Origin of the sequence: Amycolatopsis sp. WAC 04197 (assembly GCF_003947475.1) — a bacterium.
Lineage (GTDB): Bacteria > Actinomycetota > Actinomycetes > Mycobacteriales > Pseudonocardiaceae > Amycolatopsis > Amycolatopsis japonica.
The window spans coordinates 77607-101440 of the sequence record NZ_QHJK01000009.1; the positions used below are offsets into that span (position 1 = coordinate 77607).

Here is a 23834-nt window from a genome sequence, read left to right on the forward strand (position 1 = left end):
CGATCGAGCACTCTTGGTAACTTCCGGTCACCACTCGTGTAGCAGCGATCACCCTTTCAGCCGGTAGACACCCCGGATCGCGCATGGTGCCGTGGCACTACACCCGGTCGGCTCATACCTAGTGTGGGTCCGTGGGCTCGGACACCCGGTCTGAGCTGGCCATCAACCGCGCATGAAGAGGTGAAGTGTGCCCGAACCTGGTTCCGCGCCAGGGTTGGTGGACGTGGCCCGGAGATGGGCCGAGACGCTCGCTGACACTAAAGGAGTATCGCTTCCCAAGGAGCAACTCGAACAATTCCTGCTCGGCGTCGCCGAGGACGCCGTCCGTGCCGAGCCCGATCATCAGCCGGCGCTGCTGCGCTTCTCCAAGCTCTACTCCGCCTCTCCCATCGGGATCGCCCTCGCCGACGCCAACGGCACCATCGTGGAGGCGAACGCCGCGCTCGGCCGTCTCCTCGGCTGTCGTCCCGCCTCGCTGCGCGGCCGGGAGATCCCGGACCTCGGCTCCGCCGAACACGACGTCGCCCGCCTGCGGAACGCGCTCGCGCAACTCATGACGCACGGCCAGCCGACCCAGCAGGAACGCCTGCTGCTGACCCACAACGAGGAAGGCCCGCTCTGGGGCGACGTGACCCTGACCGATCTCCCCGGTGACCGGCCCGGTACGACCTATCCGGTGCTGATGGTCGCCGACGCCAACGAGATCCACCTGCTGCAGGAACAACTGCGGCACCAGAACGTGCACGACGTGCTGACCGGCCTGCCCAACGCCACCGCGTTCGGCAACGCCCTCGAAACCGCGCTCGCCGGTTCCGGCGGCGAGCAGGTCGCCCTCGTCTATCTCGACATCGACGGCTTCAAGGTGATCAACGACGGGCTCGGCGCCGGTATCGGTGACCAGGTGCTGCGCGGCGTCGCGACGAAGCTCAGGTCCGTGTTCGCCGGCAGGCACGAGGGTTCAGTCGCCCGGTTGTCCGGCGACGGATTCGCCGTCCTGCTGCGCGGCGATTTCACGCCGCCCCAGGTGATCGCCCTGGTCGAGCAGGCGCTGGAGGAACTCGCCGAGCCGATCTACCTCGGCGGGCACGGGATCGGCGTCAGCGCGAGCGCGGGCATCGTCGTCCGCCCGGTCGCCGACGGCGGCTCCGAAGACCTGTTGCGGGCCGCGGAAATCGCCCTGCACCGCGCCAAGGAGGCGGGCAAGGCGCAGTGGATGCTGTTCGACCCGGAGCTCGACGCGCGTGACCGTGGCCGCTACCAGCTCGGCGCGGTCATCGCGGGCGCGCTGGAGAACGGCGAGTTCTCGCTGATCTACCAGCCGACGGTGAAGCTCGCGAATCCCGACCAGCTGGCCGCCGTCAACGCCGGGCTGCGCTGGAGCCATCCGGAGAAGGGCGAACTGGACTCCGACGAGTTCTATCCGCTGGCCCAGATCACCGGGATGACCATCCCGCTCGGCCGGTGGCTGCTGGCCGAATCGCTCGCCGCCACCGCGCGATGGCGCAGCAGGTTCGGCGACGCCGCTCCCGACGTCTGCGTGCGGCTGCCGACCCGGCTGGCCATCGAGCCCGATCTGGTCCTGCTGGTCAAGGAACAGCTCGACCGGCACAACCTGCCCGCTCAGGCGCTGAGGCTGTGCACGGACCGCGATTCCGTGCTCGACTCGAGCGGCGAGGTGCTCGACTCCTTCGCCGTGCTGGCGGATCTGGGCGCACAGCTGGTGCTGACCATCTCCGGTTCGGACGATCTGGAGCTGATCCCGCGGCACGGGCTGCCCGTCCGCCACGTGATCCTGTCCGGCCCGGTCGTCGACGCGCTGGCAGAGGGCGAGAACGAGGCCGACGTCCGCCATCTGTGCCAGCTGGTCGCCAGGGCGAAGGAGCTGAAACTGCGCATCGGCGCGGAAGGCGTCCAGAGTCACGAACAGGCCGAACGGCTGCGGCGGTACGGCGTCCTCGCGGCGCGGGGTTCGTTCGTGGCGGATTCCGCGACCGGGGACGAGGTCGACGAGCTGATCGAACGGCATGCTCATTGACGTGACAGGATCGCTCCATGGACCAAGGTGACCTCGCCCCGGACTTCACGCTGCCCGACGACAAGGGCGAAGAGCGCAGGCTGTCGGACTTCCTCTCCTCCGGTCCGGTGGTGCTGTTCTTCTACCCCGCCGCGATGACCAGCGGCTGCACCGCGGAAAGCTGCCATTTCCGCGACCTGGCCGCGGAATTCGCCGAAGTGGGCGCGCACCGCGTCGGCATCAGCCCGGACGCCGTCGCCAAACAGCAGGAGTTCTCCGCCAAGCACGGCTTCGACTATCCCCTACTGTCCGATGTGGACGGTGTGGTGGCGAAACAGTTCGGCGTCTGGCGCAAATTCAGCCCGCTGCACGCCAAACGGCACACCTTCGTCATCGACACCGACCGCAAGGTGCTCGAAGTGATCAAGAGCGAGCTGAAGTTCACCGTGCACGCCGACAAGGCGCTCGCGGCCCTGCGTGCGCGCAAGACTAAGGACGCTTGAGCCGCCAGGACCGGTTGACACCCGAACAGGCGGGGGCGTGCGGCGGTTCGGCGGGCTCCTCGCCGACCATCGTGAACCCCAGCCGCGCGGGTACGGCACCGCTCGCGAGGTTCTTCTCGTCGTGCCGGATCTCGACCTCCGGCGCGCCGAGCCGGAAAGCCTCGTCGACCAAGAGCTTCGCGGCCCTGGTCGCGAAGCCGCGGCCGGTGTGGTGCCTGCCGAGCCAGTAACCGATCTCGATCCGGTCCGGATGCGTGATCATGCCCGTGCCGCCGACGAGATCCTCCCCCGCGAGGATCGCGAAGTCGTAGGTTTTGCCGTCGGCCCAGTTCTTCGCGGACCGCTCCAGGAAGTCGGCGGCTTCACGACGGCCGTAACCATAGGTGGCCCAGATCATCCAGGCGCCGAGGTGTTCGGCGGAGTCGCCCGCGACGGCGGCGAGGGTTTCGAGCTGCCCGGGCTTCCAGCGGCGCAGGGTGACGACTTCGTCGGCGAGGGTCTCGGCGGGCGCTTCCATCCGCCCATGGTGACGCGCTTCGGTTCCGGGCGCCTCCGGTTTTCGGCGCCGAACGGGTTTCGCGGGTGTCATGAAAGGGCCGTTCAGGACATCTTTCGTCCTGAACGGCCCTTTCATGACACCTGAAGCGACCCGAGGATCAGGTCAGGATCGCGCTGTCCGGGATCTCCGTGTCGTTCTTCAACGCGTCGAACAGCAGCTTCGACTTCGTCTTGTCCCAGTTCTCCGCCGAGCCGTTGGTCACCGGCACCGTCGTGGTGACGACGCCGCCCGACGAGATCCCGCGCATCGCCAGCGCCAGCCCGACCAGGTTGTGCACGTGGTCGCCCGAATCCATGGTCAGCGCGTCCGGCGCGGTCGACAGCAGCGGGAACAGCGAGAACGGGTTCAGCAGCGTGCCGGGGCTGCCGATCTCGCTGACCAGCGCGCCGATGAACTTCCGCTGGTTGGCGACGCGGTCGAGGTCCGAACGCGGGGTCGCGTCGCTGTGCCGCATGCGGACGAACCCGAGCGCCTGCGGGCCCTGGAGGTCCTGGCAGCCGGCGGGGATCTTGATCTTGGTGAGGGTGTCCTCCATCGGCTTCTCGACGCACATGTGCACCCCGCCGATCGCGTCGACGATCTTCGCGAAGCCGCCGAAGCCGATCTCGGCGTAGTGGTCGATGCGCAGGCCGGTGGCGCCTTCGACGGTCTGCGCCAGCAGCGTCGGGCCCCCGATCGAGAACGCCGCGTTGATCTTGTTCTTGCCGTGCCCCGGAATGCTCACCTGCGAGTCCCGCGGGAGGCTCAGCAGCGTCGGTTTGACACTGTTGGACGGGACGTGCGCGATCATGATGGTGTCGGTCCGCTTGCCGCCACCGGCGGCCTTGGAGTCACCGGTGACCAGCTTCTCCTGCTCTTCGGGCGTGAGCCCGTCCCGGCTGTCGGAGCCCACGATCAGCCAGTTGGTGCCCTCGGCCGCGACGGGGCGGCCGGAGTAGTCGGCCAGCGCGTCGACGCGGTTGATCGAGAACTCCAGGTACACCCACACGCCGGCGAGGAACACCACGAACACGGTCAGCAACGTGAGCAGCACCTTGCCGAAACCCCACCGCTTGCGCCGCCGCGGGGGGCGCGCGTCGTCCATCGGACGCCCAGGAGGGGGCTGCGGCGGGCCTGGACGGCGCGGAGGCGGGCCGGCGGGGCGTTCCTGGCCTCCGTGCCCCATCGGCGTCGTCCGCTCGTCGTACGGGCTGCTCCCCCGCCCCGGCAGCGGCATCATCTGCGCGGGCTGGTGCCGCCGGGGGCGGCCGGACGGCGGCCGTTGTGGCGGCAGCCGTCGCCCTCGGTCGTCGCCTCCATACGTCATGCCGAATCACCCGTCCCGATCTCGCGTGTGGGGCCCAGTCAACCGCAGACCCTAGGTGAAGGACGTGCGGCACCCCGCATCGGTTGGGTGGTGCTCACCGTCCGGTTTCGGCGAATCCGAACTGGTGGACCTTGAGATACCCCGACCGGAACCCCGCTTCGGAGTACGCCAGATAGAACTCCCACATCCGTTTGAAGACCTCGTCGAAGCCCAGTTCGGTGATCTCGTCCCACCGCTGGGTGAACCTCTCCCGCCACAGGCGCAACGTGCGGGCGTAGTCGTGGCCGAACTCGCGCACCCCCTCCAGCTTCAACCGCGCGTGCTCCAGCAGGCCCTGTTCGACAGAGGTGGTCGACGGGATGAGCCCGCCGGGGAAGATGTACTTGTGCACCCAGGTGTACGAACGAGCCGCGGCGAGCATGCGCTCGTGGTCCATCGTGATGGCCTGGAGCCCCAGTCTGCCGCCCGGCTTCAGCCGCTTCCCGATGGTCTCGAAGAACGTCGGCCAGTACGCCTCCCCGACCGCTTCGATCATCTCGACACTCACCACGGCGTCGTACTCGCCGGAGGAGTCGCGGTAGTCGCACAGCCGGACGTCGACGCGGTCGGCGAAACCCGCCGCCGCGATGCGCTCGGTCGCCAGCTTCGCCTGCTCCTCGGAGATGGTGAGTGACGTGACCGTAGCCCCGCGCGCGGCGGCCCGGATCGAGAGTTCGCCCCAGCCGGTGCCGATTTCGAGCACCGTGCTGCCTTCGCGGACGCCGGCGTAGTCGAGGACGCTGTCGATCTTGCGGTGCTGGGCGGCGGTGAGGTCGTCGTCCGGGCCGAACAACGCCGACGAGTACATCATCGACGGGTCCAGGAACGCGCCGAACAGATCGTTCGACAGGTCGTAGTGACGATGGATGTTCGACCGTGCGCCTTCGACGCTGTTCTCCTCGCCGTCCGGGTGACCGCGGTCGACGAACCGGCGGAACCGCTGCAGCAACGGCGGGATGAGCGTCGCCATCCGCTCCGCGAACGGGGTCAGCACCTCGGCGAGCGCGTCGCTCGTCCAGTCACCGACCATGTACGCCTCGCCGAAGCCGATCTTCGCGTCCACGCCGAGGCGGTGGAAGAAGGCGGCGGGACGGTTGAGCCGCATCTCGGGCGCGTCCGGGCCGCCCGCGCCCAGCTGCGAGCCGTCGGGCATGCGCACGCGGACGTTCAGCGGGCGCACCGCGTGCCGGAACAATTGTTCGGCGATCCGCGCCCGGAACGGGGAATGCGGCGGGGTGGCCAATCCCGGCCACCGGGTTTCGTCGGGACCGGGAAGGCCGGACGGACCTGCCGCCCGATCGACGCTCGACGTGGACATGGGTACTCCCTCCCGCCCGGTCTAGACCGGGATCCGCAGCCGCTCCGAGCTCGGCCGATCCCAGGCCCCGCTCAGCGTTTCGTCAGTGCCCCCGGCTTCGATCAGCTCGAGCGCGAATGCCCGTACCAGACGGTTCCAGACCCGAGACCTTCGCAGCATCGCGTGCCCTTCGCCACCGATTTCAAACCGCGCCGACCGCGATGTCACCTTTTCGGCGCGTTCGGCGAAAGCGTGTGACGCCACCGGATCCGTCATCCGGTCCTTGGTCCCGTGCGCGATCAGCACGGCGCGGCCGCGGACGGCGTCGACGGGTTCACCCGGCGGTGTCCACGGTGCCAGCGCGCAGACCCCGACGACGGCCGGATCGTCGGCCACGCGCAGGCCGACCCGTCCCCCCATCGAGTGGCCGACGAGGATCACCGGCACGCCGGGGTGATCGTCGTGGATCCGCGCCAAGGCCCAGCGCGCGTCGGCGAGCGCGTCGGTGCCGTGGTCGTTCCAGCCGTAGATCCGGTTGCGCAGCAGCCGCACCTCGACCCCGTGCCCCCGGCCCGCCCGGTGCACGTCCTTCGCCAGCGGCACCATCCGCTGGTACGCCAGCCGCCACGGCGCCACGCGGGCATGACTGTGCTCCGCGCCGCCGTGCAGTACCAGCACCACGGCTTTCACCTGGCCGCGTGCCCGCCAAGTCCGCACCGCGGGATCAGCCTCGCTCACCCTGGACCCTCCAGTCTCCGAAACCCCGGCCGCAGTGATCGGGTCAACCTCGATCATGACCCCATGTATTCCACTTCGGCGATTGGTCCACGCGATACATTCGTCGCTGATCTCCAGACGGAAGGGCGGATGTGGTGAGCACCACCGAACGTTGTGCAGACGTCGCCGAACGGCTCGCGGAGGCCGAACGGGGTAACGCGGAGCAGATCCGGAAGTCGGCCGAGCTGATCCTGGGGGTCATCCGGGCCGACGCCCTGGTGTTCACCGCCGGGGCGGGGCATTCACTGGCCGCGGTCGCCGAGACCTTCTACCGGGCCGGCGGGCTCGCCTGCGTCTACCCGGTCTACCACCCCGAACTGCTGCCACTGCACGGCGCGCAGCACAGCACCAAGACCGAGCGCCGCTCCGGGCTCGCCGAAGAGGTGCTCGCCGAACGCGCCCCCGGTCCGGACGATCTGCTGGTGGTGTTCTCGACGTCGGGCGTCAACCCGTACCCGGTCGAACTGGCCGCCGGGGCGCGCAAACGCGGGGCGTCGGTCATCGCGGTGAGTTCGGCCGCCTCCGTGGCCGCGGCGCCCAAGCGCGCGGCCACGACGCTGATCGAAGAGGCGAACATCGTGCTCGACTCGCACGTCCGTCCCGGCGACTCGAGCTACCCGCCGGAGGCGCCGCGGACCGCGCCACTGTCCACAGTGATCAACGCGTTCCTCTGGAACCTCGTGCTCGCCGAGGTCGTGGACCTGGGTGCGGCGCAGGGCGTCGACATCCCGCTGTGGCGCAGCTCCAACGTGGACGGTGGCGACGAGGCCAACGCCGCACTGCTGGCCAAGTACGGCGCGCGAGTCCCGGCACTGCGGTAGCGATTCGCGGGGACGGGCCTCTTGACTCGTCCCCGCGACGCTTCTACGGTCACATACCGACCGGTCGGTGTCCCCACGGGAGGTCCGCGCCATGACCGAGATCCACGGCGACTGCGCGGCGGGCTTCGAACCCGTCCGGGCCGCCTTCGAGGAGAACTTCGCCGGACGCGGTGAGCTCGGCGCCGCGTTCTCGGTGACCCGGCACGGCGAGACCGTGGTCGACCTCTGGGCGGGCTGGGCCGATCCGGACCGGACGATCCCGTGGCGCGCGGACACGCTCACCAACGTCTGGTCGACCACCAAGGGCATGACCGCGCTCTGCGCGCACCACCTCGCCGACGCCGGCGCGCTCGACATCGACGCCCCCGTCGTGAAGTACTGGCCGGAGTTCGCGGCCGCGGGCAAACAGGACATCCCCGTGCGATGGCTGCTCTCGCACCGCTCCGGGGTGACCGGGATCGGCGTCGAGCGGCCGGTCAAGGTCGAGGAACTCTACGACTGGGACCACATCACCGGACTGCTCGCCGCGCAGCCGCCGCTCTTCGAACCGGGCTCGGCCAGCGGCTATCACGCGTTGTCGTTCGGTTTCCTCGTCGGCGAGGTGATCCGCCGGGTGAGCGGCCAGGACGTCCGCGCGTACTTCGCCGAACACATCGCCGGTCCGCTGGACGCGGACATCCGGATCGGCCTGGATTCCGACGACGATCTGGCACGCTGCTCCACCCTCGTCGAGCCCGTGCTCAGCGACGAGATGAAGACCGCGCTGACCCAGGCGTTCGCCAACGCCGGCCCGGTCGCCCTCGCGGCGCTGGCGAACCCGCGCGTCCAAGGCCGCGACGCCAACGATCCCGCCTGGCGGCGCGCGATCCTGCCCGCCTTGAACGGACACGGCACCGCCCGGGCGATCGCGACCGTCTACGGCGCGGTCGCCTCCGGGCGGCTGCTCTCGGCCGAGGCGCTCGCGACGGCCCGCGAAGGGCAGGGCCGGGAGACCGACGTCGTCGGCGGGCTGGGCAACGAATGGGCGCTGGGGTTCTACCTCGGCAGCGAGGAACGCGGCTTCGGCCCGAACCCGCGCGCCTTCGGGCACGACGGGCTCGGCGGCTCGTCCGGTGGCGTGGATCCCGAGAGCGGGATCGCCTTCGGCTACACGATGAACCGGATGGGGCCGCTCATGCGGGACGATCCGCGGAAGATGGCGCTGGTGAACGCGACCTTCGCCTCCCCTGCCCTCGCCTGACCCGCTCCGGATGTCATGAAAGGGTCGTTCAGGACGAAAAATGTCCTGAACGACCCTTTCATGACACATCAAGTGGAAAGCGACCCACCTCGGTCACGCGGCCGCAGGCTCCTCCGAGAACTGCGTCAGGTACAGCGACGCGTAGCGACCATCGCGCGCGAGAAGCTCTTCGTGCGTCCCTCGCTCGACGATCTCCCCGTGCTCGATCACCAGGATCTGGTCCGCCGCCCGGACCGTCGACAACCGGTGCGCGATGACCAGCGCGGTCCGCCCGTCCAGCGCGTCGGTCAGCGCCTCGCCGACGGCCGCTTCGGACTGCGAGTCCAGATGCGCGGTCGCCTCGTCGAGGACGACGACCTTCGGCTGCGCCAGCAGGAGCCGGGCGATCGTCAGCCGCTGCCGTTCACCACCGGAAAGCCGGTACCCCCGCTCCCCCACCACGGTCTCCAGCCCGTCCGGCAGCTCCCGGATCAGGTCGGCAAGGCGTGCCTTCTCCAGCGCCGACCAGATCTCGTCGTCGGTGACCCCGGGCCGCGCGTACTCGAGGTTCGCGCGGATGGTGTCGTGGAAGAGGTGCCCGTCCTGGGTCACCACGCCGACGGTTTCCCGCAGCGAGGCGAAACTCAGCTCACGAACGTCCACATCGGACAAACGGACCGAACCGGCGTCGACGTCGTACAGCCGCGGCAGCAGTGAGGCGATCGTCGACTTGCCTGCGCCCGACGATCCCACCAGTGCCACCATCTGCCCGGGTTCGGCGCGGAAGCTGATGCCGTGCAACACCTCCTCGCCACCTCGATGATCCAAAGTGGACACGTCTTCCAGTGAAGCCAGCGAGTACCGGTCCGCCGCCGGGTAGCCGAACCGGACATCGGAGAACTCCACCGAAACCGGGCCTTCGGGAACGCGTCGTGCGTCCGGCTTCTCTTCGATCATCGGCTTGAGGTCGAGCACTTCGAAAACCCGCTCGAACGACACCAGCGCGGTCATCACGTCCACCCGGACGTTCGCCAGCGCGGTCAGCGGCGAGTACAGCCTGGTCAGCAGCAACGCCAAGGCCACGACGGTGCCCGGCGCGAGCGCCCCGGTCAGCGCGAGGTAGCCGCCCAGCCCGTAGACCAGCGCCTGCGCGAGCGCGGAGACCGTGGTCAGGCTGGTCAGGAACCAGCGCGTCAGCATCGCCGTGCGAACGCCGATGTCGCGCACCCGCCCCGCCCGCGCGCCGAACTCGCCCGCCTCGCGCTCCGGGTCGCCGAACAGCTTCACCAGCGTCGCGCCCGGCGCGGAGAACCGTTCGGTCATCTGCGTGGTCATCGACGCGTTGAGCCCACCGGCCTCCCGCTGCAGCCCGGCCATCCGCCGCCCGAGCCGCCGCGTCGGCAGGATGAACACCGGCAGCAGCACCAATGCCAGCAGGGTGACCTGCCAGGACAGCGTCACCATGACCACCAGCGACAGCGCCAGCTGGATCACGTTGGTGACGAGCCCCGACAGCGTGGCGGTGAACGTGCGCTGCGCGCCGATGACGTCGTTGTTGAGCCTGCTCACCAGCGCGCCGGTGCGGGTGCGCGTGAAGAACGCGACCGGCATCCGCTGCACGTGGCGGTACACCGCGAGCCGCAGGTCGAGGATGATCCCCTCGCCGATCCTCGACGACTGGGCGCGTTCGGCCAGGCCGAGCCCGGCGTCGATCAGCGCCAGCGCCGCGATCACCACGGCGAGCCACACCACCAGCGCGACGTCGTGCCCGCCGACGATCGCGTCGACCACCTTCCCGGCCAGCACCGGCGTGCTCACCGCCAGCACCGCCGAGACGACGGTGAGCACCAGGAATATCAGCAACCTCCGCCAGTGCGGCCTGGCGAACCGTGCGACGCGGCGGAGCGTGCCCTTGTGCAGCCCCTTCGGAACGTCGGCCGACTTCATCGCCGAGTTCATCAGCGTCCACGTGTTGTCCATGAGAACCCTCTCTTCGCCCCCAAAACCTCGATATTAGTCGAGAGTTTTCCCGGATATAAGCATGACCAACACCGGAGCACACCGGATGCTTCCCGGTTTCCGCGTCCTCTTTCCGGCGCAGGTGGCCACGTCGGTAGCCTGAGCCGGTGACCAAGGACCCCGACCGGCGACGACTGACCATCGACCTGGTCTTCTACACGGGCTGCCTGATCTTCGCCGTCGCGAACACGGCGGTCGCGGAATTCTACGGCTATCGCGTGTGGGCGAACTTCGCCGTCGCGGGTTACGGCCTCGCCGTGGTCCACACCGGCTGGCTGACGATCGCCGCGCGGCGCGGCAAGACGCCGCCCGGCGCGCTCGGCTCGCGGTGGGTGGGTATCGGCGCCATCGGGTTGTTCGCCATGATCCTTCCGTTGGGAATGCTCGTCATTCGCCGTCTGACCGGAGTGGACTGGCTCGTCACGCCGAACTCGTGGGCCGCGCAGCCCGAGGTCTGGGTCATCGAACGCTCGGCGAAACTCCTTCTGGAGAACGGAACCCCGTACGTCGACGTCACCGCGCTCGGTCGCGCGGTGGAAGTAAACGATTACACGCCATACGGTCCCGTGATGACCGTCTTCGGTCTGCCGCGCGCCTTGCTGGGCGGCGGACCGGTCGCGAACGCCCTCACCGACGCGCGCTGGATGTTCGCGCTGGCGGCCGTCGCATGTGTACTGCTGACGCTGCGGCTGCTGAAGTGGCCGAAAATCCCGGTCAGCGCGGCACAACTCGCCCTCGCCTGCCCGCTGACCGCGCTGACCTGGGCGGTCGCCGGCCCGGATCTGGCCATCGTGGGGCTGCTGGTGCTGTCCTTCGCGCTGGCCTCGACGGGCCGCGCGGTCCTGTCGGGCCTGGTGCTGGCACTGGTGGTCAGCGCGAAACTCATCGTCGCGCCGGCGATCGTGGTGCTGGGTGTCCTGTTGATCACGCGGCGTGGTCCTCGCGCACTGGGCGGATTCGCCGCGGCACTCGTGGTGACGACCCTCGTCCTGCACGTACCCGTCTATCTGGTGGACCCCAAGGCGTTCGTCGAGCACGTCTTCCGGTTCCCGATGGGAATCGGCGTGATCAAGTCACCGGCGGCGAGCCCGTTGCCCGGCCACCTCATCGCCTCGCTCGGCCCGGTGGGCACGGCGGTTTCCTTCGCCCTGCTCGGGATCGCGGCCGTCGCGATCCTGGTCTGGCTGCTGCGACGCCCGCCCGCGACCGGTTCGGACGCGTTGCTGCGCATGGCCATCGGGCTGGTCGCGCTGATCATGCTCACTCCGGCGACACGGTACGGCTACCTGGTGTATCCGCTGGTCCTGCTCGGTGCCAGGCTGGCCTTCCTCGCCGCGGAAACCCGTGAAACAGCGGTCCCTGGAAAGGGAACTGCGCCCCCCGCGCAGCAGTCCGCTACTTCCTCGTGACTACTTCTTCTTGACCCTGGTGGCACCGCCACGGCCGCGCAGCTGGACGCCGGACTCCGAGAGGACCCGGTGCACGAACCCGTACGAGCGACCCGTGGACTCCGCGAGGGCGCGGATGCTCGAGCCCTTCTCGTATTTCTTCTTCAGGTCAGCGGCCAGCTTGTCACGCGTGTTGCCGGTGATCCGCGCGCCTTTCTTGAGATCAGCCACGTCGATCGCCTTCCCGCCGAGAGTGTTCTGGGCCACATAACGGCCCCTGTCGCCGCAATGATCGAACACTGAGCGCCGGAATGCCAGACGACGAGCGCAAAACTGCTGAAACCGCGATCACATTGGGCCATTTCAGTGGCCGGATGGCATCGATCAAGCACCCGAACGGACGCAGGCCTCACGCAAGCTGGACAAGTTCCAGATAATCCGCCGACCAATGGTCCTCGGTTCCGTCCGGCAGGAGGATCACGCGTTCCGGCTCCAGCGCCTCGACCGCGCCCGGGTCGTGCGTCACCAGGACGACCGCTCCGGCGAAGCTGCGCAAAGCGTCCAGGACCTGGGCGCGGCTGGCCGGGTCCAGGTTGTTCGTCGGCTCGTCGAGCAGCAAAACGTTGGCAGCGCTGGACACCAGACCGGCGAGCGCGAGCCGCGTCTTCTCACCGCCGGAGAGCGTGCCGGCGGGCTGATCGAGCTGCTCGCCGGTGAACAGGAACGAGCCGAGAAGGTTCCGCAACTCCTGCGCGCCGGTGTCCGGCGCGAGGTGACGGATATTTTCCCACACGGACGCATCGTGGTCGAGCGTTTCGTGTTCCTGTGCGTAATAGCCCAAACGCAATCCGTGACCTGGAATGGTCTCGCCGGTATCCGGAGTTTCCATTCCGCCGAGCAGCCGGAGCAGAGTCGTCTTTCCGGCACCGTTCAATCCGAGCACGACGACCTTCGAACCACGGTCGATGGCGAGGTCGACGCCGGTGAAGATCTCGAGCGATCCGTAGGACTTCGAGAGCCCCTCCGCGGTGAGCGGGGTCCGGCCGCACGGGGCGGGCTCGGGGAACTTGATCCGGGCGACCTTGTCGGCCTGCCGGGTCTCGTCGAGCGCGGACAGCATCTGCTCGGCGCGGCGGGCCATGTTCTTGGCGGCCACGGCCTTCGTCGCCTTGGCACCCAGTTTGGCGGCCTGCTGCTGCAGCGCGGACGCCTTCTTCTCGGCGTTCGCGCGCTCGCGGCGGCGGCGCTTCTCGTCGGTGGCGCGCGCGTCGAGATAGCGCTGCCAGCCCATGTTGTAGAGGTCGAGCTCGCCGCGGGTCGCGTCGAGGAACCAGACCTTGTTGACCACGTCCGCGAGCAGTTCGACGTCGTGGCTGATGACCACGAGACCGCCGTCGTGCTGCTTCAGGAAGCCGCGAAGCCAGTTGATGGAGTCGGCGTCGAGGTGGTTGGTGGGCTCGTCGAGCAGCAGGATGGTCTCGGATTTGCCGCCGGCGCCCGCTTCGGCGGCGGCGAACAGGATCCGGGCCAGCTCCACGCGGCGGCGCTGACCACCCGAGAGCGTCTGCAGCGTCTGCGCGAGCACCCGGTCGGCGAGGCCGAGGTTGGAACAGATCCGCGCGGCCTCGCTCTCAGCGGCGTACCCACCGAGAGAGGCGAAGCGCTCCTCGAGACGGCTGTAGCGGTTGACCGCCTTGTCGCGTTCCTTCTCGTCAACCAGCTCCGACATCGCGTTCTGCGCTTTTTCCATGTTGCGCAGCAAGGAGTCGAGGCCGCGAGCGGAGAGCACACGGTCCTTCGCGGTGACGGACAGATCGCCCTCACGCGGGTCCTGCGGGAGGTAGCCGAGCTCGCCGCTGCGGCGGACCTCGCCCGCGTACGGCTCGCCCTCCCCCGCCAGTACCTTGAGCGAGGTGGTCTTGCCGGCGCCGTTGCGGCCGACCAGGCCGATGCGGTCGCCCTGCTGGATGCGGACGTTGGTGTCGTCGAGCAGGATGCGCGAACCAGCGCGCAGCTGCAGGCCAGAGGCCGTGATCACGGGAACTCCCGGTACAAGGGGTGGATGAGCGGACAGCTTCGACTCGCCGGCCGACGGGCCGGCGAGGAGCTACTCCAAGAGGATGTCCACGCGATCAGTGTACGGGCCGGTGTCGAACGGTTTTATCCGACCGTGCCCGACGTCACGGCCCGGCGAGGGTGATTTCGACCGCGACGGCCCGCTCCGCCGCGTCTTCGAGCACCGTGCGGCGTGGTTCCGGGATGTCGAGAACGCGGGGTTCGGCACGCTCGAACAACGGCGCCAGCCGCCTGTCCTCACGCAAGGTTTCCAAGGCGCGGCGGTCACCGCCGAGCACGACGGCGTCCACTTCGGACAGTTGAGGGACGAGCACCTCGAAGGCGTCTTCCGCGGCGGCCCGTAGCGCTGTGCGGACTTGCCCTTCCCGACGCCGCGCGAACCGCTGCTGCGACCACCCGCCCGCCGCGGACCGGCCCTGGACGAGATGACGGTCCGTCCTGGACTGGACGACCACTCCCCCGCGCGCGATTCCGACACTGTGCCCGCCGCGGCGCACCAGCAGAAGGGCGATCCTCCGCGAGATCAGCGCGTGCTCGACGAGCGGGCCGACGGCCAGTCCCGTCACCGTTCCTTCCGCCTTCAGCGGTCCGAAAGGGACGATCGCGACGGCGACGACGCCGTTGTCCGCGACGACCGTGACGGTGTCCGGCTTCAGTTCCGTCGAGCGGACGCCTTCGTTGCGGACGGCGAAGCGCGCGTACCAGCCTTCGAGCCGATCCGGGGCGACCTCGACCGCCCGGCCCCCGCCCGCCACCTGCCGCTCCCTCGCCATAGTTCCAACGTACGGGGCCCGGCCGGATCGGCAACCCCGCACTCGCGTGCTCAGGCACGGAACTCGCGTGCGGGAAAGCGGAACTCGCGTGATTGAAGGCGAAACTCACGAGTCACGCCGTCAATCACGCGAGTTACGGCTCCAATCACGCGAGTGTCGCGCTCAAGCACGCGAGTCACGCCTTCAAGCACGCGGGCGCGAAGGCGTGACTCGCATGACCGGAGGACTAGACCGGCTTCACCGGCCCCTTCCCCACCGACTTCCCGACACCCGCGGGCCGCTCGGCCACGCCGGGCTGCACGAAACCGTTGAGGTGCAAGGAGATCGAGCGGATCGAACCGGTGTCGCCACCGGCGACGTCGACCGCGGTGAACTTCCACGTGCCGTCGGCCGCCGCACCGGCAAGGCCACCGAGCGCCTGCGCCGGCTTGTAGGTGCCGGTGAACGGCGCGTTCGCCGCGCTCACCGAGCTGAACGCGGCGGCCGCGTTGTCGGCGAAGACGACCTGGCACAGGTTGTTGCCCGAGCCGCCGCTGCGCTGGAACACGGTCGCCTTCGCGCCCGCGGGCGACGTCAGCGTGCCGACCAGGTCACCGACGTACGAGTGGTTGATGCCCACGGTCGCCGAGGTCTGGTCGGTGTTGCAGGTCGCGCCGTCCACCGAGAACGTCAGCTTCGACGCGCGCCCGACACCGCTCACCGTGATCGGCACGGTCACGCCGGTCGGATCGCTGTCCGGGATCGCCACCGCGTCACCGGCGTAGGCGAAGTTCTGCGTCACCGGCGACGGGGTGCCGACCGGCAGCGAGAACGTGGACGTCGTCGGCGAGTACGAACCCGCGAAGGTCACGCGCGCGTTCAGCACCACCGGCACCCCGAGTTCCTGCGTGGCGGGAACGGTGATGGTGAAGTCGTTCACGCCGGTCTGCCCGGGGCTGATCGTGCCGTAGGACTTCGATCGCGGCGCCACCGTGACACCGGGGGTCGGGCTGGAGAGCACGACACTGGTGGACGTCGCGGTGCCGTCGCCGCGGTTGGTCACCGGCAGGGTCACCTTGGCGGTGTCGCCCGGGTCGAGCGCGGATCCGCCGTCGGCCGGGGTGACCGTCGGCTGGCCCGCGGACGCGAGCGGCTGCGGGCTGGCGCCGGTGTAGGCGAGCACCTTGTCGGCGAGGATCACGCCCGCGCCGCTGGAGTTGTCGCGGCCGGGGGCCAGGATGTCGACGGCGGTGTTGATCAGCGCCTCGCGCACCTCGGCCGGGGGCAGCCCCGGGTTGCCCGAGAGCACCAGGCCCGCGATCGCGGCGGCGTGCGGCGCGGCGGCCGACGTGCCGTAGAACGTGGTGAAACCGGTGACGCTGGTGGAGACGCCGTCGGCCGCGGTGATGTCCGGCTTGGCGCGGACCTCACCACCGGTCCCGGACACGTTGCCGGGAGTGATCGGGGTGCCGTCGGCCTGGTAGAACACCCGCCGCGGACCGTCCGAAGTGAACCGTTCGACCTTCGAGCCCGGGCCGAACGCCGCCGGGAACGGGCCCGCCGGGTTGGCCGGGTCACCCGGTTCGAGAGCACGGGGGAACGCCTTGGCGGCGGGGGCCGCCGCGACACTGAACGCGTCCCGCGCAGCCGAGTGGCCCACGGTCACGCCGGGTTTGGTGTAGGCCTTGAGGCCGTCGGCCGAATCGGTGAATCGGCCGCGCAACGCGGACAGCGAAAGGTAGCGGCCCTCACCGGAGAACTTGACGATGGCCAGCCGCAGCCCGGCGACGCCCGTGGTGTCCACCCGTTCGTAGGCATCCTGGGTGCCGGTCTGGACGTCCTGGCTGAAGTCGACGACGTTGCCCGCCGCGTTCAGCAGGTACAGGTCGTAGTCGTTGTTCGAGCGGCCCAGCGGGTCCGACCAGAACAACGTGACCGGCACCCGGCCCGAAGCGCTCGAGATCGGCTGGAAGATCTGGTTGCCCGCGGCACCGGCGAAGTTGTGCGCGGTACCGGCGTATTTGCCGATGCTCTTGCCGGAGTCGACGAAGTCGCCTTCCCAGTGGCCCGAAGTGCCGTCGGCGACGTTGCCCTCGTTACCGGCAGAGGAGAAGTACAGCGCGCCGTTCGCGGTCACGTCGTTCACGGCCTGGGCGATGATCCAGTCCTGGAACGGGGATTCCTTGAAGTACAGGACATCGTCGACGATGACGTCGCAGTGCGCGTCGAAGCGCAGCTTGCGGATGTTGTCGGCGAAACTGGCGTCGGAGTTGAACGCGCTGGCGAAACCGAGTGCCGCGTTCGGCGCGAGATCGTGGATGATCTCGAGCATCGCGGTGCCCTCGTCGCCGTCGCCTTCCTGGCCGGGGATCACGTCGACGCCCGCCGGGAGTTCGCCGCGTGCCTGCGAGGTCGCGAGCGAGTCGACGCCGTCGGACAGCGCGCAGATCTTGGTGCCGACCCCGGTGACGCCGAACTGCTGGCGGGCGGTGTCGGCGTTGTGCGCGCGGTCGCCTTCGCTGTTCGTCGGCCCAGCCGCGATACCGACCTGCCCCTTGGCCTCGACGGCCTTCTTCAGCTCGTCCGCGATCCGGGCGGCCTTCTCCTCCTTGCTCTCCCGTTTGCCCGCGGTGGCGGGCTCGGCGAGCTGGCGGGCCGTGAACGCCTCGTTGGCGGTCTCGACCTTCTTGACGTCGGCCCGGGCCGCGATCGACGGCACCGCGTTCAGCGGCACCTCGGCGCGGACACTGCCGTACCGCTCGGAGACCGCGCGGATCCCCGCACCGGATTCACGCAGTCCCTTGAGGAGTTCTTCCGAGACCTGGCCCCGGATGTCCACGAGTACGGTGCCGGCCGCGGAGACATTCGCCCCAGACCCCAGTGCGGGAACCGCGGAGGCCGACATCCGCTGCGCGCGGAGTTTCTGTTCGACGAGCAGTCGGCTGTCCACTTTGGACTCGCCGGCGTTCTGGCTCTTCTTGATCGACTGCAGTGCCTCGATCTGCCGGACGGTGTTCTCCGAGAACGCGTCCGGGGACTGCGTGGTCTCCGCCATCGCGACGGGCGGGCTCACCAGGCCGAGCGCGGTGACGAGGGCCGCGGTGCCCGCGGTCAGGATCGTTCTTCTTCTCCTACTAGAACGGGTTGGACGCACGTGCGCCTCCGATTCCTAGGCGCGTGCCCCGACTCACGCTGACCGACGCCGGCGATCACCGGCTGGATCAAGCTAAGTACCGGGCGCGCACCGGCGGCAGGAGCCGTTCGGGTGACGTCGGATGGATAATTTCCGGATTCGGCCGCAGGTCGTGGGCCGTTCAGGGTAATCGTGTCGTCACAGGACGAACGAGTCCGACCAAGGCTGCGAAGCACGGCCCGACAAGCCGTCCAAAAGGGTCACCGCCTGCTTGTCCGTCAGCGACGCCACGAAGTCGACGACCGCCCGCCCCCGCGCCAGGCCCCGTACGGCGTCCGCGCCGGTGACCGGTTCCCCGGTCGCTCCGATGAGCAATTCCGGCGACGTCCGCGCCAACGCGGAGAACTCGGACTGCGCCAGTTCCACCAGATCGTGCAGCCGCCGCGGGAGACGGTAGAACTCGTCGCGATCGAGCAGCCACGCGTCGAGCGCGTCGACCAAGGTGGTCACCAGGCTCGCCTGTCCGCGTTGGTGCAGCGCGAGTTCCGGGCGCAACAGGACGAACCGCCGGTGCACAAACTTCAGCACCTGCACCTCGTGCCACTGCGCGGGACGCAGGGTGAGATGCCCTGTCCGGGTGGAGGGCGACGCCACCACCTGGACGCCGTCGACGAGCCGCGCGGTCCATTTCGCGGAGAAGGCGGCGGTGGCCTGTTCGGCCTCGATGGAACCGTCGAACCCGGTGGCGAGCAAACCGTCGACGAGTTCGTCGCGCACGCGGGCGACGGCGCTGGTGAAGGCGTCGTCGTCGACGATCCACCCGTCCTTGGCGTGCATCCGGCGGCGCAGCCGTTCCAGCGAACGGCCGGGCAGCCGCCGTTCGGCGGTCAAGGTCGCCTCGTCCAGGGCGGCCAATTCCGCCGCGTGGTCGGCCCAGCCGGTGAACTCGGCGGCGACCGGGGCGTGCTGCAGGACACCGATCCGGTGGAAGTCCTGGAGATCGTGGATGGCGTACGCGATGTCGTCGGCGGTGTCCATCACGGACGCTTCGACGGTCTGCTGCCAAGGCTCGATCCGGCCGGCGAACGGGGCCCGCGCCTGGGTGAAGTCGTCGAGTTCGGTGCTGTAGGCGGAGAACTTGCTCGCGCCGGTGCCGGGGGCGTCGGCCGGTTCGGCCGCACCGCGGGGCTGGACGTCCATCGACGTCGGATGCGGATCGGGTACGTGCAACCGCGCCCACGGGTATTTCAGCACCGCGGCGCGCACCGCCGTGGTGAGGTCCAGACCGGAGGCGGACGGGCCGCGCACGTCGGTCGTGGTGATGATCCGGAACGACTGCGCGTTGCCTTCGAAACCGTCGGCGAGGCCGAACCGGTGCCGGGCGATCCGGTCCAGGGTCTGCTCGCCGAGATGCCCGAACGGCGGATGCCCCAGATCGTGCGCGAGCGAGGCGGCCTCGGCGACGTCCGGGTCGCAACCACCCAGCTTCGCGGCGAGCTCGGCTGAATCACTGGCGGAATTGATCCGCTCGGCGATCGCGCGGGCGACCTGCGCGACCTTGAGGCTGTGGGTGAGGCGGTTGTGCAGGAGCCCGGAACCGCCGGCGCTGACCACCTGCGTCACGCCGCCGAGCCGCGCGAAGAAGGGCGACGCGGCGATCCGGTCCCGGTCGATCCGGAACGGGCTCGTGGCGAGGTCGGTGAACCCGGCGCTCTCGCTCGCCGGATCGCGCCGCCACGTCCTCGGGTCCGTCTGTTCCATGCGCAACACCGTATCCGTCGAGGCGGCGTGATGAGATACGAAGGTGGCGGACGTGGTGATCGCGGGTGGCGGCCCGGCGGGCCGGGCGCTCGCGCGTGCCTGCGCCCGGCGCGGCCTGGCGACGGTCCTGATCGACCCGGCGCCGGGCAGACGCTGGCGGGCGACCTACGGGCTGTGGGCCGACGAGCTGCCCGCGCTGCCGACCAGCGCCGTCGCGTGCGCGCCGTCGGCCACGCTCGCCTTCGGGACCAGACCACACGTCCTCGACCGCCGATACCTGGTGGTGGACAACGACGGCCTGCGCCGGTGGCTGGACGAGGGCTACGACGTCGTCGCCGGGACGGTGTCCGGCGTGGACCACGGACGGCTGGGTTCCTCGGTGCGCCTGGAGGACGGCCGGGGCCTCGCGACCGGTCTGTACGTGGACGCCACCGGCGCCCGGCCGCGGGGGAACCGGTACGAACAGACGGCGTTCGGCGTCGTCCTCCCCGCCGAGGACGCGCTGCGCCTGGTCGACCGCCCGGACACCGCCGTGTTCATGGACTGGCGGGACACGGAGTCCGGATTCCTCTATGTACTGCCGCTCGGCGACGGCAGCGTCCTGGTCGAAGAAACCTCGCTCGCCCGCAAACCAGGGCTGCCGCTGGACGTCCTGGCGGCGCGGTTGCGCGCCCGGCTCCGGGCCGTCGGGCTGAGGTCGCACAGGCGTGAGGAACGCGTGCGGATCGTGCTCGACCTGCCCGCGCCCCGACGTGGGCGGACGGTGCCGTTCGGGGCCGCCGGAGCGCTGGTGCATCCGGCGACCGGGTACAGCGTCGCGACGTCGGTGCGGCTCGCGGAGCCGGTCGCGGACGCCGTCGTCCAGGTTTGGGATCGAGGTCCCGCCGCGGTGGCGTCGGCCGCGCATCGGGCGCTGTGGCCGTCCTCGGCACGCACCGTGCACGGATTGCGACGGCATGGATTGCGCGCGTTGTGCGGGATGCCGCCCGAACTGGTCCCGGTGTTCTTCGATCTGTTCTTCACGTTGCCCACGGAGCTCCAGCGCGCTTTCACGAGCGGTCGCGAAGATGTTTCGGGTACGACCGAAGCAATGTCGGCACTTTTCCGATTGTCACCGTGGCAAGTAAGAAAACACCTGATCGGGTGGCGTGCGTTACGCCGTTCTAGGTAACCCAGGTGCCTTCGCGATGAACATCAGTTGACACGTGTTTTGTTTCGCGCCGTCACCCGCGAATATGCGCTTGTGACGTTGCAGATCGCTGTCCGCTTCGCTTACCAGCCGTTGTACAGCCTGCACACCGGTGGAGTCGTCGCGTTCGAAGCCTTGGCGCGGCCGGGCCGTGGGACCGCCCACGAGTTGCTCGCCGACGCCCGGCGCAACGGCAGGCTGGCCGAGGTCGACGTCGGGCTGGCCGCCGAGGCCGTCCGGCAGCTGCGCGAACCGCAGGCCGCCCTCCCCCTGCACCTGAACCTGTCGGCGCGGACGGTGGCGGCGCCGCCGTCGCAGTTCGACCCGCTGACCGACGCGCTCAGCCTGGCGGGCCGCCGGACCAGGGACGTGGTGCTGGAGATCGGGCCGCCGTTCACGCAGATCCCCGCCGACCTGCTGCTGACCGGTATGCGGCGGCTCACCGAACTCGGTTTCCGGCTCGCGCTCGACGGCCTCGGCCGCGGCGACCTCCCGCTGACGCTGCTCGCTTCGGCGCCCGTCGACCTGGTGAAACTGGACCGCAGCGTGCTGCGGGGGCTGCCGCACGACCCGGCCGCCGTCGCGGTGGTCGAAGCGGTGCTGCACTTCGCGTCGCGCACCGACAACCGCCTGGTCGCGACCGGGCTGGAGACCACGGAGCAGCTGGAATCCGCCCGGCGGCTCGGCGTGCGGATCGCGCAGGGCAACCTGCTCGCCCCGCCGGACGGCGACCACGCGCCGCTGCCCGCGCCGGACGCGCCCGGCCCGTTCATCCCCGGCACCGCCCGCGCCCGCCGCGTCGGCGACTTCCTCCGGCCCGCGACGACGCTGCCGGAAGACGCGACCTGCGACGACGTGCGCGAGGTGCTGGCCGCCGCCGACGGCCCGAGCGGCATCGTCGGCATCGACGACCGCCACCGTCCACAGTGGTCGATCGACCGGACCCGGTTCCTGGTCGCGGTCACCGGGTTGTACGGCCACGCCCTGCACGCCAAACGGCCGGCGTCGCGGCTGGCCGACCGGCCGCACACGATCCACGCCGACGCGAGCGCGCTCGAATTCCTCGAACTGGTCACCGACGCGGACTGGGGCCGCACCGGCGACGACGTCGTCGTGGTCGACGACCGCGGCCGGTGCGTCGGTGTGGTGCTGGTGAACGAGGTCGTCCGCGGGGTCGCGGAGGCGAAGGTCGAGGAGGCGGTCTCGCTGAGCCCGCTGACCCGTCTACCGGGCAGCGACGCGGTCGCGAGGGACGTCGACCGCCGGATCAACGCGCGGGAGCCGTTCGTCGCGGCCTGGCTGGACGTCGATTCGTTCAAGACGGTCAACGACACCGCCGGCTTCGCCGCTGGCGACGACCTGATCCGCACGCTCGGCCGGACGCTCACCGATCTGGAGGCCCGGCTGCGCCGGATGCGCGTCAGCCACGTGGGCGGGGACGACTTCCTGATCGCCTGCGACGTCGACGAGATCGGCACGGTCGCCACCGCGTTGCTGGACACGCCGTGGTCGGCCGACGGGCTCCCGGTGACGGTCTCGCTGGCGACCCTGGTGTGCGGGAACGGCGCCATCCGGTCCTACAAGGACGCATCCCGGCTGTTGGCACCGTTGAAGAAGCAGGCCAAGAAGGTCCCCGGGTCGAGCTGGGTGCTCGGGCGGCCGGGCTCGGACCGGGTCGAGGTGCTGCGCGGGATCACGACGCGCGGCCTGCCCTCGCAACGCGTCGCGGGCTTCTGACCCCTTTCCGCATTTCGTCCTCTGAATGCGTTCCTTGCGCGTGCAAGTACCGCATTCAGAGGACGAAATGCGGCGGGTCAGAGGTCGTAGGCGGCACGGTAGGCCGAGAAGCGTTCGTCGACCTCGCCTGCGGTGAGCCCGAAGTCCGCGAGGTCGTACCGGTGCAAGGGTTTCCTTTCCCCGGAGCGGCTTTCGGCGTGCACGACGGTCATCGCGTGCCGCGCGGCGTCGCTCAGCGGGAGGCCGAAATGCCGGTAGACGCCCTCGACCGTGCCAATCGGGTCGGCGACGAAATCCTCGTACCGTACATCGCAGAATTGCGCGGGATCATGCCGTTTCCGCGCCTCCAAGGACTTTTCCGCACCCCGCGCCCAGAGATCCAGCTGGCTCCGGCCGATCACGTCGCCGCGGAAGACGTCGGACCAGCCCTCCGAAGCCTGCTCGTTCAGGCTGCACACCGACGCGACGATCGTGCTCGGCGCGCGATGGGTCTGGACGATCAGCGCGTCCGGGTACACCTCCAGCAGCGCGTCGAGCGCGAAAAGATGGCTCGGGTTCTTGAGCACCCAGCGGCGCCCGGCGTCGGGCAGGCCGATGAGCTGCAGGTTGCGCCGGTGCCTGCGATAGGCGTCGGTCCAGCTCTGCCCGTCCAGCCAGCGCGAGTACGACGGCACGTGCGCGAGGCATTCGTAGGACACCGATTTCAAGGACTGCCGCAGCAGTTGCCAGCATTCCTCGACCTGATCGGCGGACATGTGGTGCAGCCCCATGAACTCGGGATGCTCCACGTGGTGCTTCTCGTAGCCCGCCTGGATCCCTTGGAAGACCGGGTTTTCCGCCCACGTCTCACGCGGCGGGCGTGGTTGCGGCACCTCGGTCAGCCAGACTTCCAGCCCTTGGTGCGCCGGATCCTCGGTGAGCAGCCGATGCAGCGCCGTGGTCCCGGTGCGCGGCAGGCCGGTGACGAAGATGGGCCGTTCGATGGGAACCTCGGCGTACTCCGGGTTCTGCTTCCAAGACGCCTCGCTCAGCGACCTCGCCACCAGGGCACCGCGCAGGAACGCACGATGGATCTTGTTGCCGTACGGGGTCAAACCCGCCTCGCGGGCGTACGAATCCAGCAGCACGCGGAGACCTTCGAGATGGTCTTCGCCACCGAAGTCGTCCAACCCGGTGAGCTTCGCCGCCGACGCGTGCAGATCTTCCACGGTGCCGACGTTTTCCCGCCCTGGCAGCATATTCTC

The 23834-nt window shown here is 69.6% G+C and carries 18 protein-coding genes; 7 read left to right on the forward strand and 11 right to left on the reverse strand.

The genetic code is table 11. From position 1 onward, the window contains the following. Nucleotides 1-223 precede the first annotated feature (223 nt). Together DMC64_RS30375 and DMC64_RS30380 are read left to right on the forward strand one after the other, a co-directional pair. A complete protein-coding gene (locus tag DMC64_RS30375; RefSeq protein WP_125736332.1) occupies nucleotides 224-2035 on the forward strand; it encodes a diguanylate cyclase domain-containing protein in 1812 nt (603 codons plus the stop codon). Between the two features lie 17 nt (nucleotides 2036-2052). Continuing rightward, entirely contained in the window at nucleotides 2053-2517 is a 465-nt protein-coding gene (locus DMC64_RS30380) for a peroxiredoxin (RefSeq protein ID WP_037344085.1), read from the forward strand. Here the strand turns inward: DMC64_RS30380 and DMC64_RS30385 are convergent. The 4 genes from DMC64_RS30385 to DMC64_RS30400 form a co-directional block, all read right to left on the reverse strand. After that, nucleotides 2504-3034 (reverse strand): GNAT family N-acetyltransferase, encoded by a 531-nt coding sequence (locus DMC64_RS30385; RefSeq protein ID WP_125736333.1) that lies wholly within the window; start codon nucleotides 3032-3034, stop codon nucleotides 2504-2506. The two genes, DMC64_RS30380 and DMC64_RS30385, sit on opposite strands and share 14 nt — an antisense overlap. Before the next feature lie 139 nt (nucleotides 3035-3173). Beyond that, complete coding sequence (locus DMC64_RS30390) at nucleotides 3174-4382, reverse strand: LCP family protein (protein ID WP_037344081.1); 1209 nt, start codon at nucleotides 4380-4382, stop codon at nucleotides 3174-3176. Nucleotides 4383-4476: 94 nt separating this feature from the next. Then, nucleotides 4477-5739 carry a cyclopropane-fatty-acyl-phospholipid synthase family protein gene (locus DMC64_RS30395; protein ID WP_125736334.1) on the reverse strand — a complete coding sequence of 421 codons (1263 nt, stop codon included), beginning with the start codon at nucleotides 5737-5739 and terminating at the stop codon, nucleotides 4477-4479. Nucleotides 5740-5760: 21 nt separating this feature from the next. Continuing rightward, nucleotides 5761-6456, reverse strand: coding sequence for an alpha/beta hydrolase (locus DMC64_RS30400; protein ID WP_037344078.1), 696 nt, complete (start codon nucleotides 6454-6456; stop codon nucleotides 5761-5763). Nucleotides 6457-6587: 131 nt separating this feature from the next. Here DMC64_RS30400 and DMC64_RS30405 point away from each other — a divergent pair, with 131 nt between their 5' ends. Next, nucleotides 6588-7316, forward strand: a complete 729-nt coding sequence (locus DMC64_RS30405) for an SIS domain-containing protein (protein WP_037344077.1) — start codon at nucleotides 6588-6590, stop codon at nucleotides 7314-7316. 91 nt (nucleotides 7317-7407) lie between these two features. After that, a complete protein-coding gene (locus tag DMC64_RS30410) occupies nucleotides 7408-8556 on the forward strand; it encodes a serine hydrolase domain-containing protein (protein ID WP_125736335.1) in 1149 nt (382 codons plus the stop codon). Between the two features lie 93 nt (nucleotides 8557-8649). Here DMC64_RS30410 and DMC64_RS30415 read toward each other — a convergent pair whose 3' ends face one another. Then, a complete protein-coding gene (locus DMC64_RS30415) occupies nucleotides 8650-10515 on the reverse strand; it encodes an ABC transporter ATP-binding protein (RefSeq protein ID WP_125736336.1) in 1866 nt (621 codons plus the stop codon). Nucleotides 10516-10661: 146 nt separating this feature from the next. Between DMC64_RS30415 and DMC64_RS30420 the strand changes: the two genes are divergently transcribed. Further along, nucleotides 10662-11963, forward strand: a complete 1302-nt coding sequence (locus tag DMC64_RS30420) for a glycosyltransferase family 87 protein (RefSeq protein ID WP_125736337.1) — start codon at nucleotides 10662-10664, stop codon at nucleotides 11961-11963. On the opposite strand, the gene DMC64_RS30425 is transcribed toward DMC64_RS30420, so the two are convergent. From DMC64_RS30425 to DMC64_RS30445, 5 genes are all read right to left on the reverse strand, one after another. Then, nucleotides 11964-12173 (reverse strand): helix-turn-helix domain-containing protein, encoded by a 210-nt coding sequence (locus DMC64_RS30425; protein WP_003071237.1) that lies wholly within the window; start codon nucleotides 12171-12173, stop codon nucleotides 11964-11966. 178 nt (nucleotides 12174-12351) lie between these two features. Further along, nucleotides 12352-13980, reverse strand: a complete 1629-nt coding sequence (locus DMC64_RS30430; RefSeq protein WP_038515461.1) for an ABC-F family ATP-binding cassette domain-containing protein — start codon at nucleotides 13978-13980, stop codon at nucleotides 12352-12354. A gap of 142 nt (nucleotides 13981-14122) precedes the next feature. Further along, nucleotides 14123-14791 carry an acVLRF1 family peptidyl-tRNA hydrolase gene (locus tag DMC64_RS30435; RefSeq protein ID WP_199755152.1) on the reverse strand — a complete coding sequence of 223 codons (669 nt, stop codon included), beginning with the start codon at nucleotides 14789-14791 and terminating at the stop codon, nucleotides 14123-14125. A gap of 226 nt (nucleotides 14792-15017) precedes the next feature. Next, nucleotides 15018-17888 carry a S8 family serine peptidase gene (locus tag DMC64_RS30440; RefSeq protein WP_125736585.1) on the reverse strand — a complete coding sequence of 957 codons (2871 nt, stop codon included), beginning with the start codon at nucleotides 17886-17888 and terminating at the stop codon, nucleotides 15018-15020. A gap of 213 nt (nucleotides 17889-18101) precedes the next feature. Then, nucleotides 18102-19664 carry a deoxyguanosinetriphosphate triphosphohydrolase family protein gene (locus DMC64_RS30445; protein WP_125736338.1) on the reverse strand — a complete coding sequence of 521 codons (1563 nt, stop codon included), beginning with the start codon at nucleotides 19662-19664 and terminating at the stop codon, nucleotides 18102-18104. Nucleotides 19665-19707: 43 nt separating this feature from the next. Between DMC64_RS30445 and DMC64_RS30450 the strand changes: the two genes are divergently transcribed. Both DMC64_RS30450 and DMC64_RS30455 read left to right on the forward strand, forming a co-directional pair. Then, nucleotides 19708-20835, forward strand: a complete 1128-nt coding sequence (locus DMC64_RS30450; RefSeq protein WP_125736339.1) for a lycopene cyclase family protein — start codon at nucleotides 19708-19710, stop codon at nucleotides 20833-20835. Nucleotides 20836-20907: 72 nt separating this feature from the next. Beyond that, entirely contained in the window at nucleotides 20908-22590 is a 1683-nt protein-coding gene (locus tag DMC64_RS30455) for a GGDEF domain-containing protein (protein ID WP_125736340.1), read from the forward strand. A gap of 77 nt (nucleotides 22591-22667) precedes the next feature. On the opposite strand, the gene DMC64_RS30460 is transcribed toward DMC64_RS30455, so the two are convergent. Continuing rightward, nucleotides 22668-23828, reverse strand: a complete 1161-nt coding sequence (locus DMC64_RS30460; RefSeq protein ID WP_125736341.1) for a sulfotransferase — start codon at nucleotides 23826-23828, stop codon at nucleotides 22668-22670. Nucleotides 23829-23834 lie beyond the last annotated feature (6 nt).

Coding starts and splice junctions, on each gene's coding strand:
- DMC64_RS30460 (WP_125736341.1), bottom strand. CDS start 23,828: ATGCTGCCAGGGCGGGAAAACGTCGGCACCGTGGAAGATCTGCACGCG.
- DMC64_RS30380 (WP_037344085.1), top strand. CDS start 2,053: ATGGACCAAGGTGACCTCGCCCCGGACTTCACGCTGCCCGACGACAAG.
- DMC64_RS30410 (WP_125736335.1), top strand. CDS start 7,408: ATGACCGAGATCCACGGCGACTGCGCGGCGGGCTTCGAACCCGTCCGG.
- DMC64_RS30445 (WP_125736338.1), bottom strand. CDS start 19,664: ATGGAACAGACGGACCCGAGGACGTGGCGGCGCGATCCGGCGAGCGAG.
- DMC64_RS30390 (WP_037344081.1), bottom strand. CDS start 4,382: ATGACGTATGGAGGCGACGACCGAGGGCGACGGCTGCCGCCACAACGG.
- DMC64_RS30385 (WP_125736333.1), bottom strand. CDS start 3,034: ATGGAAGCGCCCGCCGAGACCCTCGCCGACGAAGTCGTCACCCTGCGC.
- DMC64_RS30395 (WP_125736334.1), bottom strand. CDS start 5,739: ATGTCCACGTCGAGCGTCGATCGGGCGGCAGGTCCGTCCGGCCTTCCC.
- DMC64_RS30415 (WP_125736336.1), bottom strand. CDS start 10,515: ATGGACAACACGTGGACGCTGATGAACTCGGCGATGAAGTCGGCCGAC.
- DMC64_RS30435 (WP_199755152.1), bottom strand. CDS start 14,791: ATGGCGAGGGAGCGGCAGGTGGCGGGCGGGGGCCGGGCGGTCGAGGTC.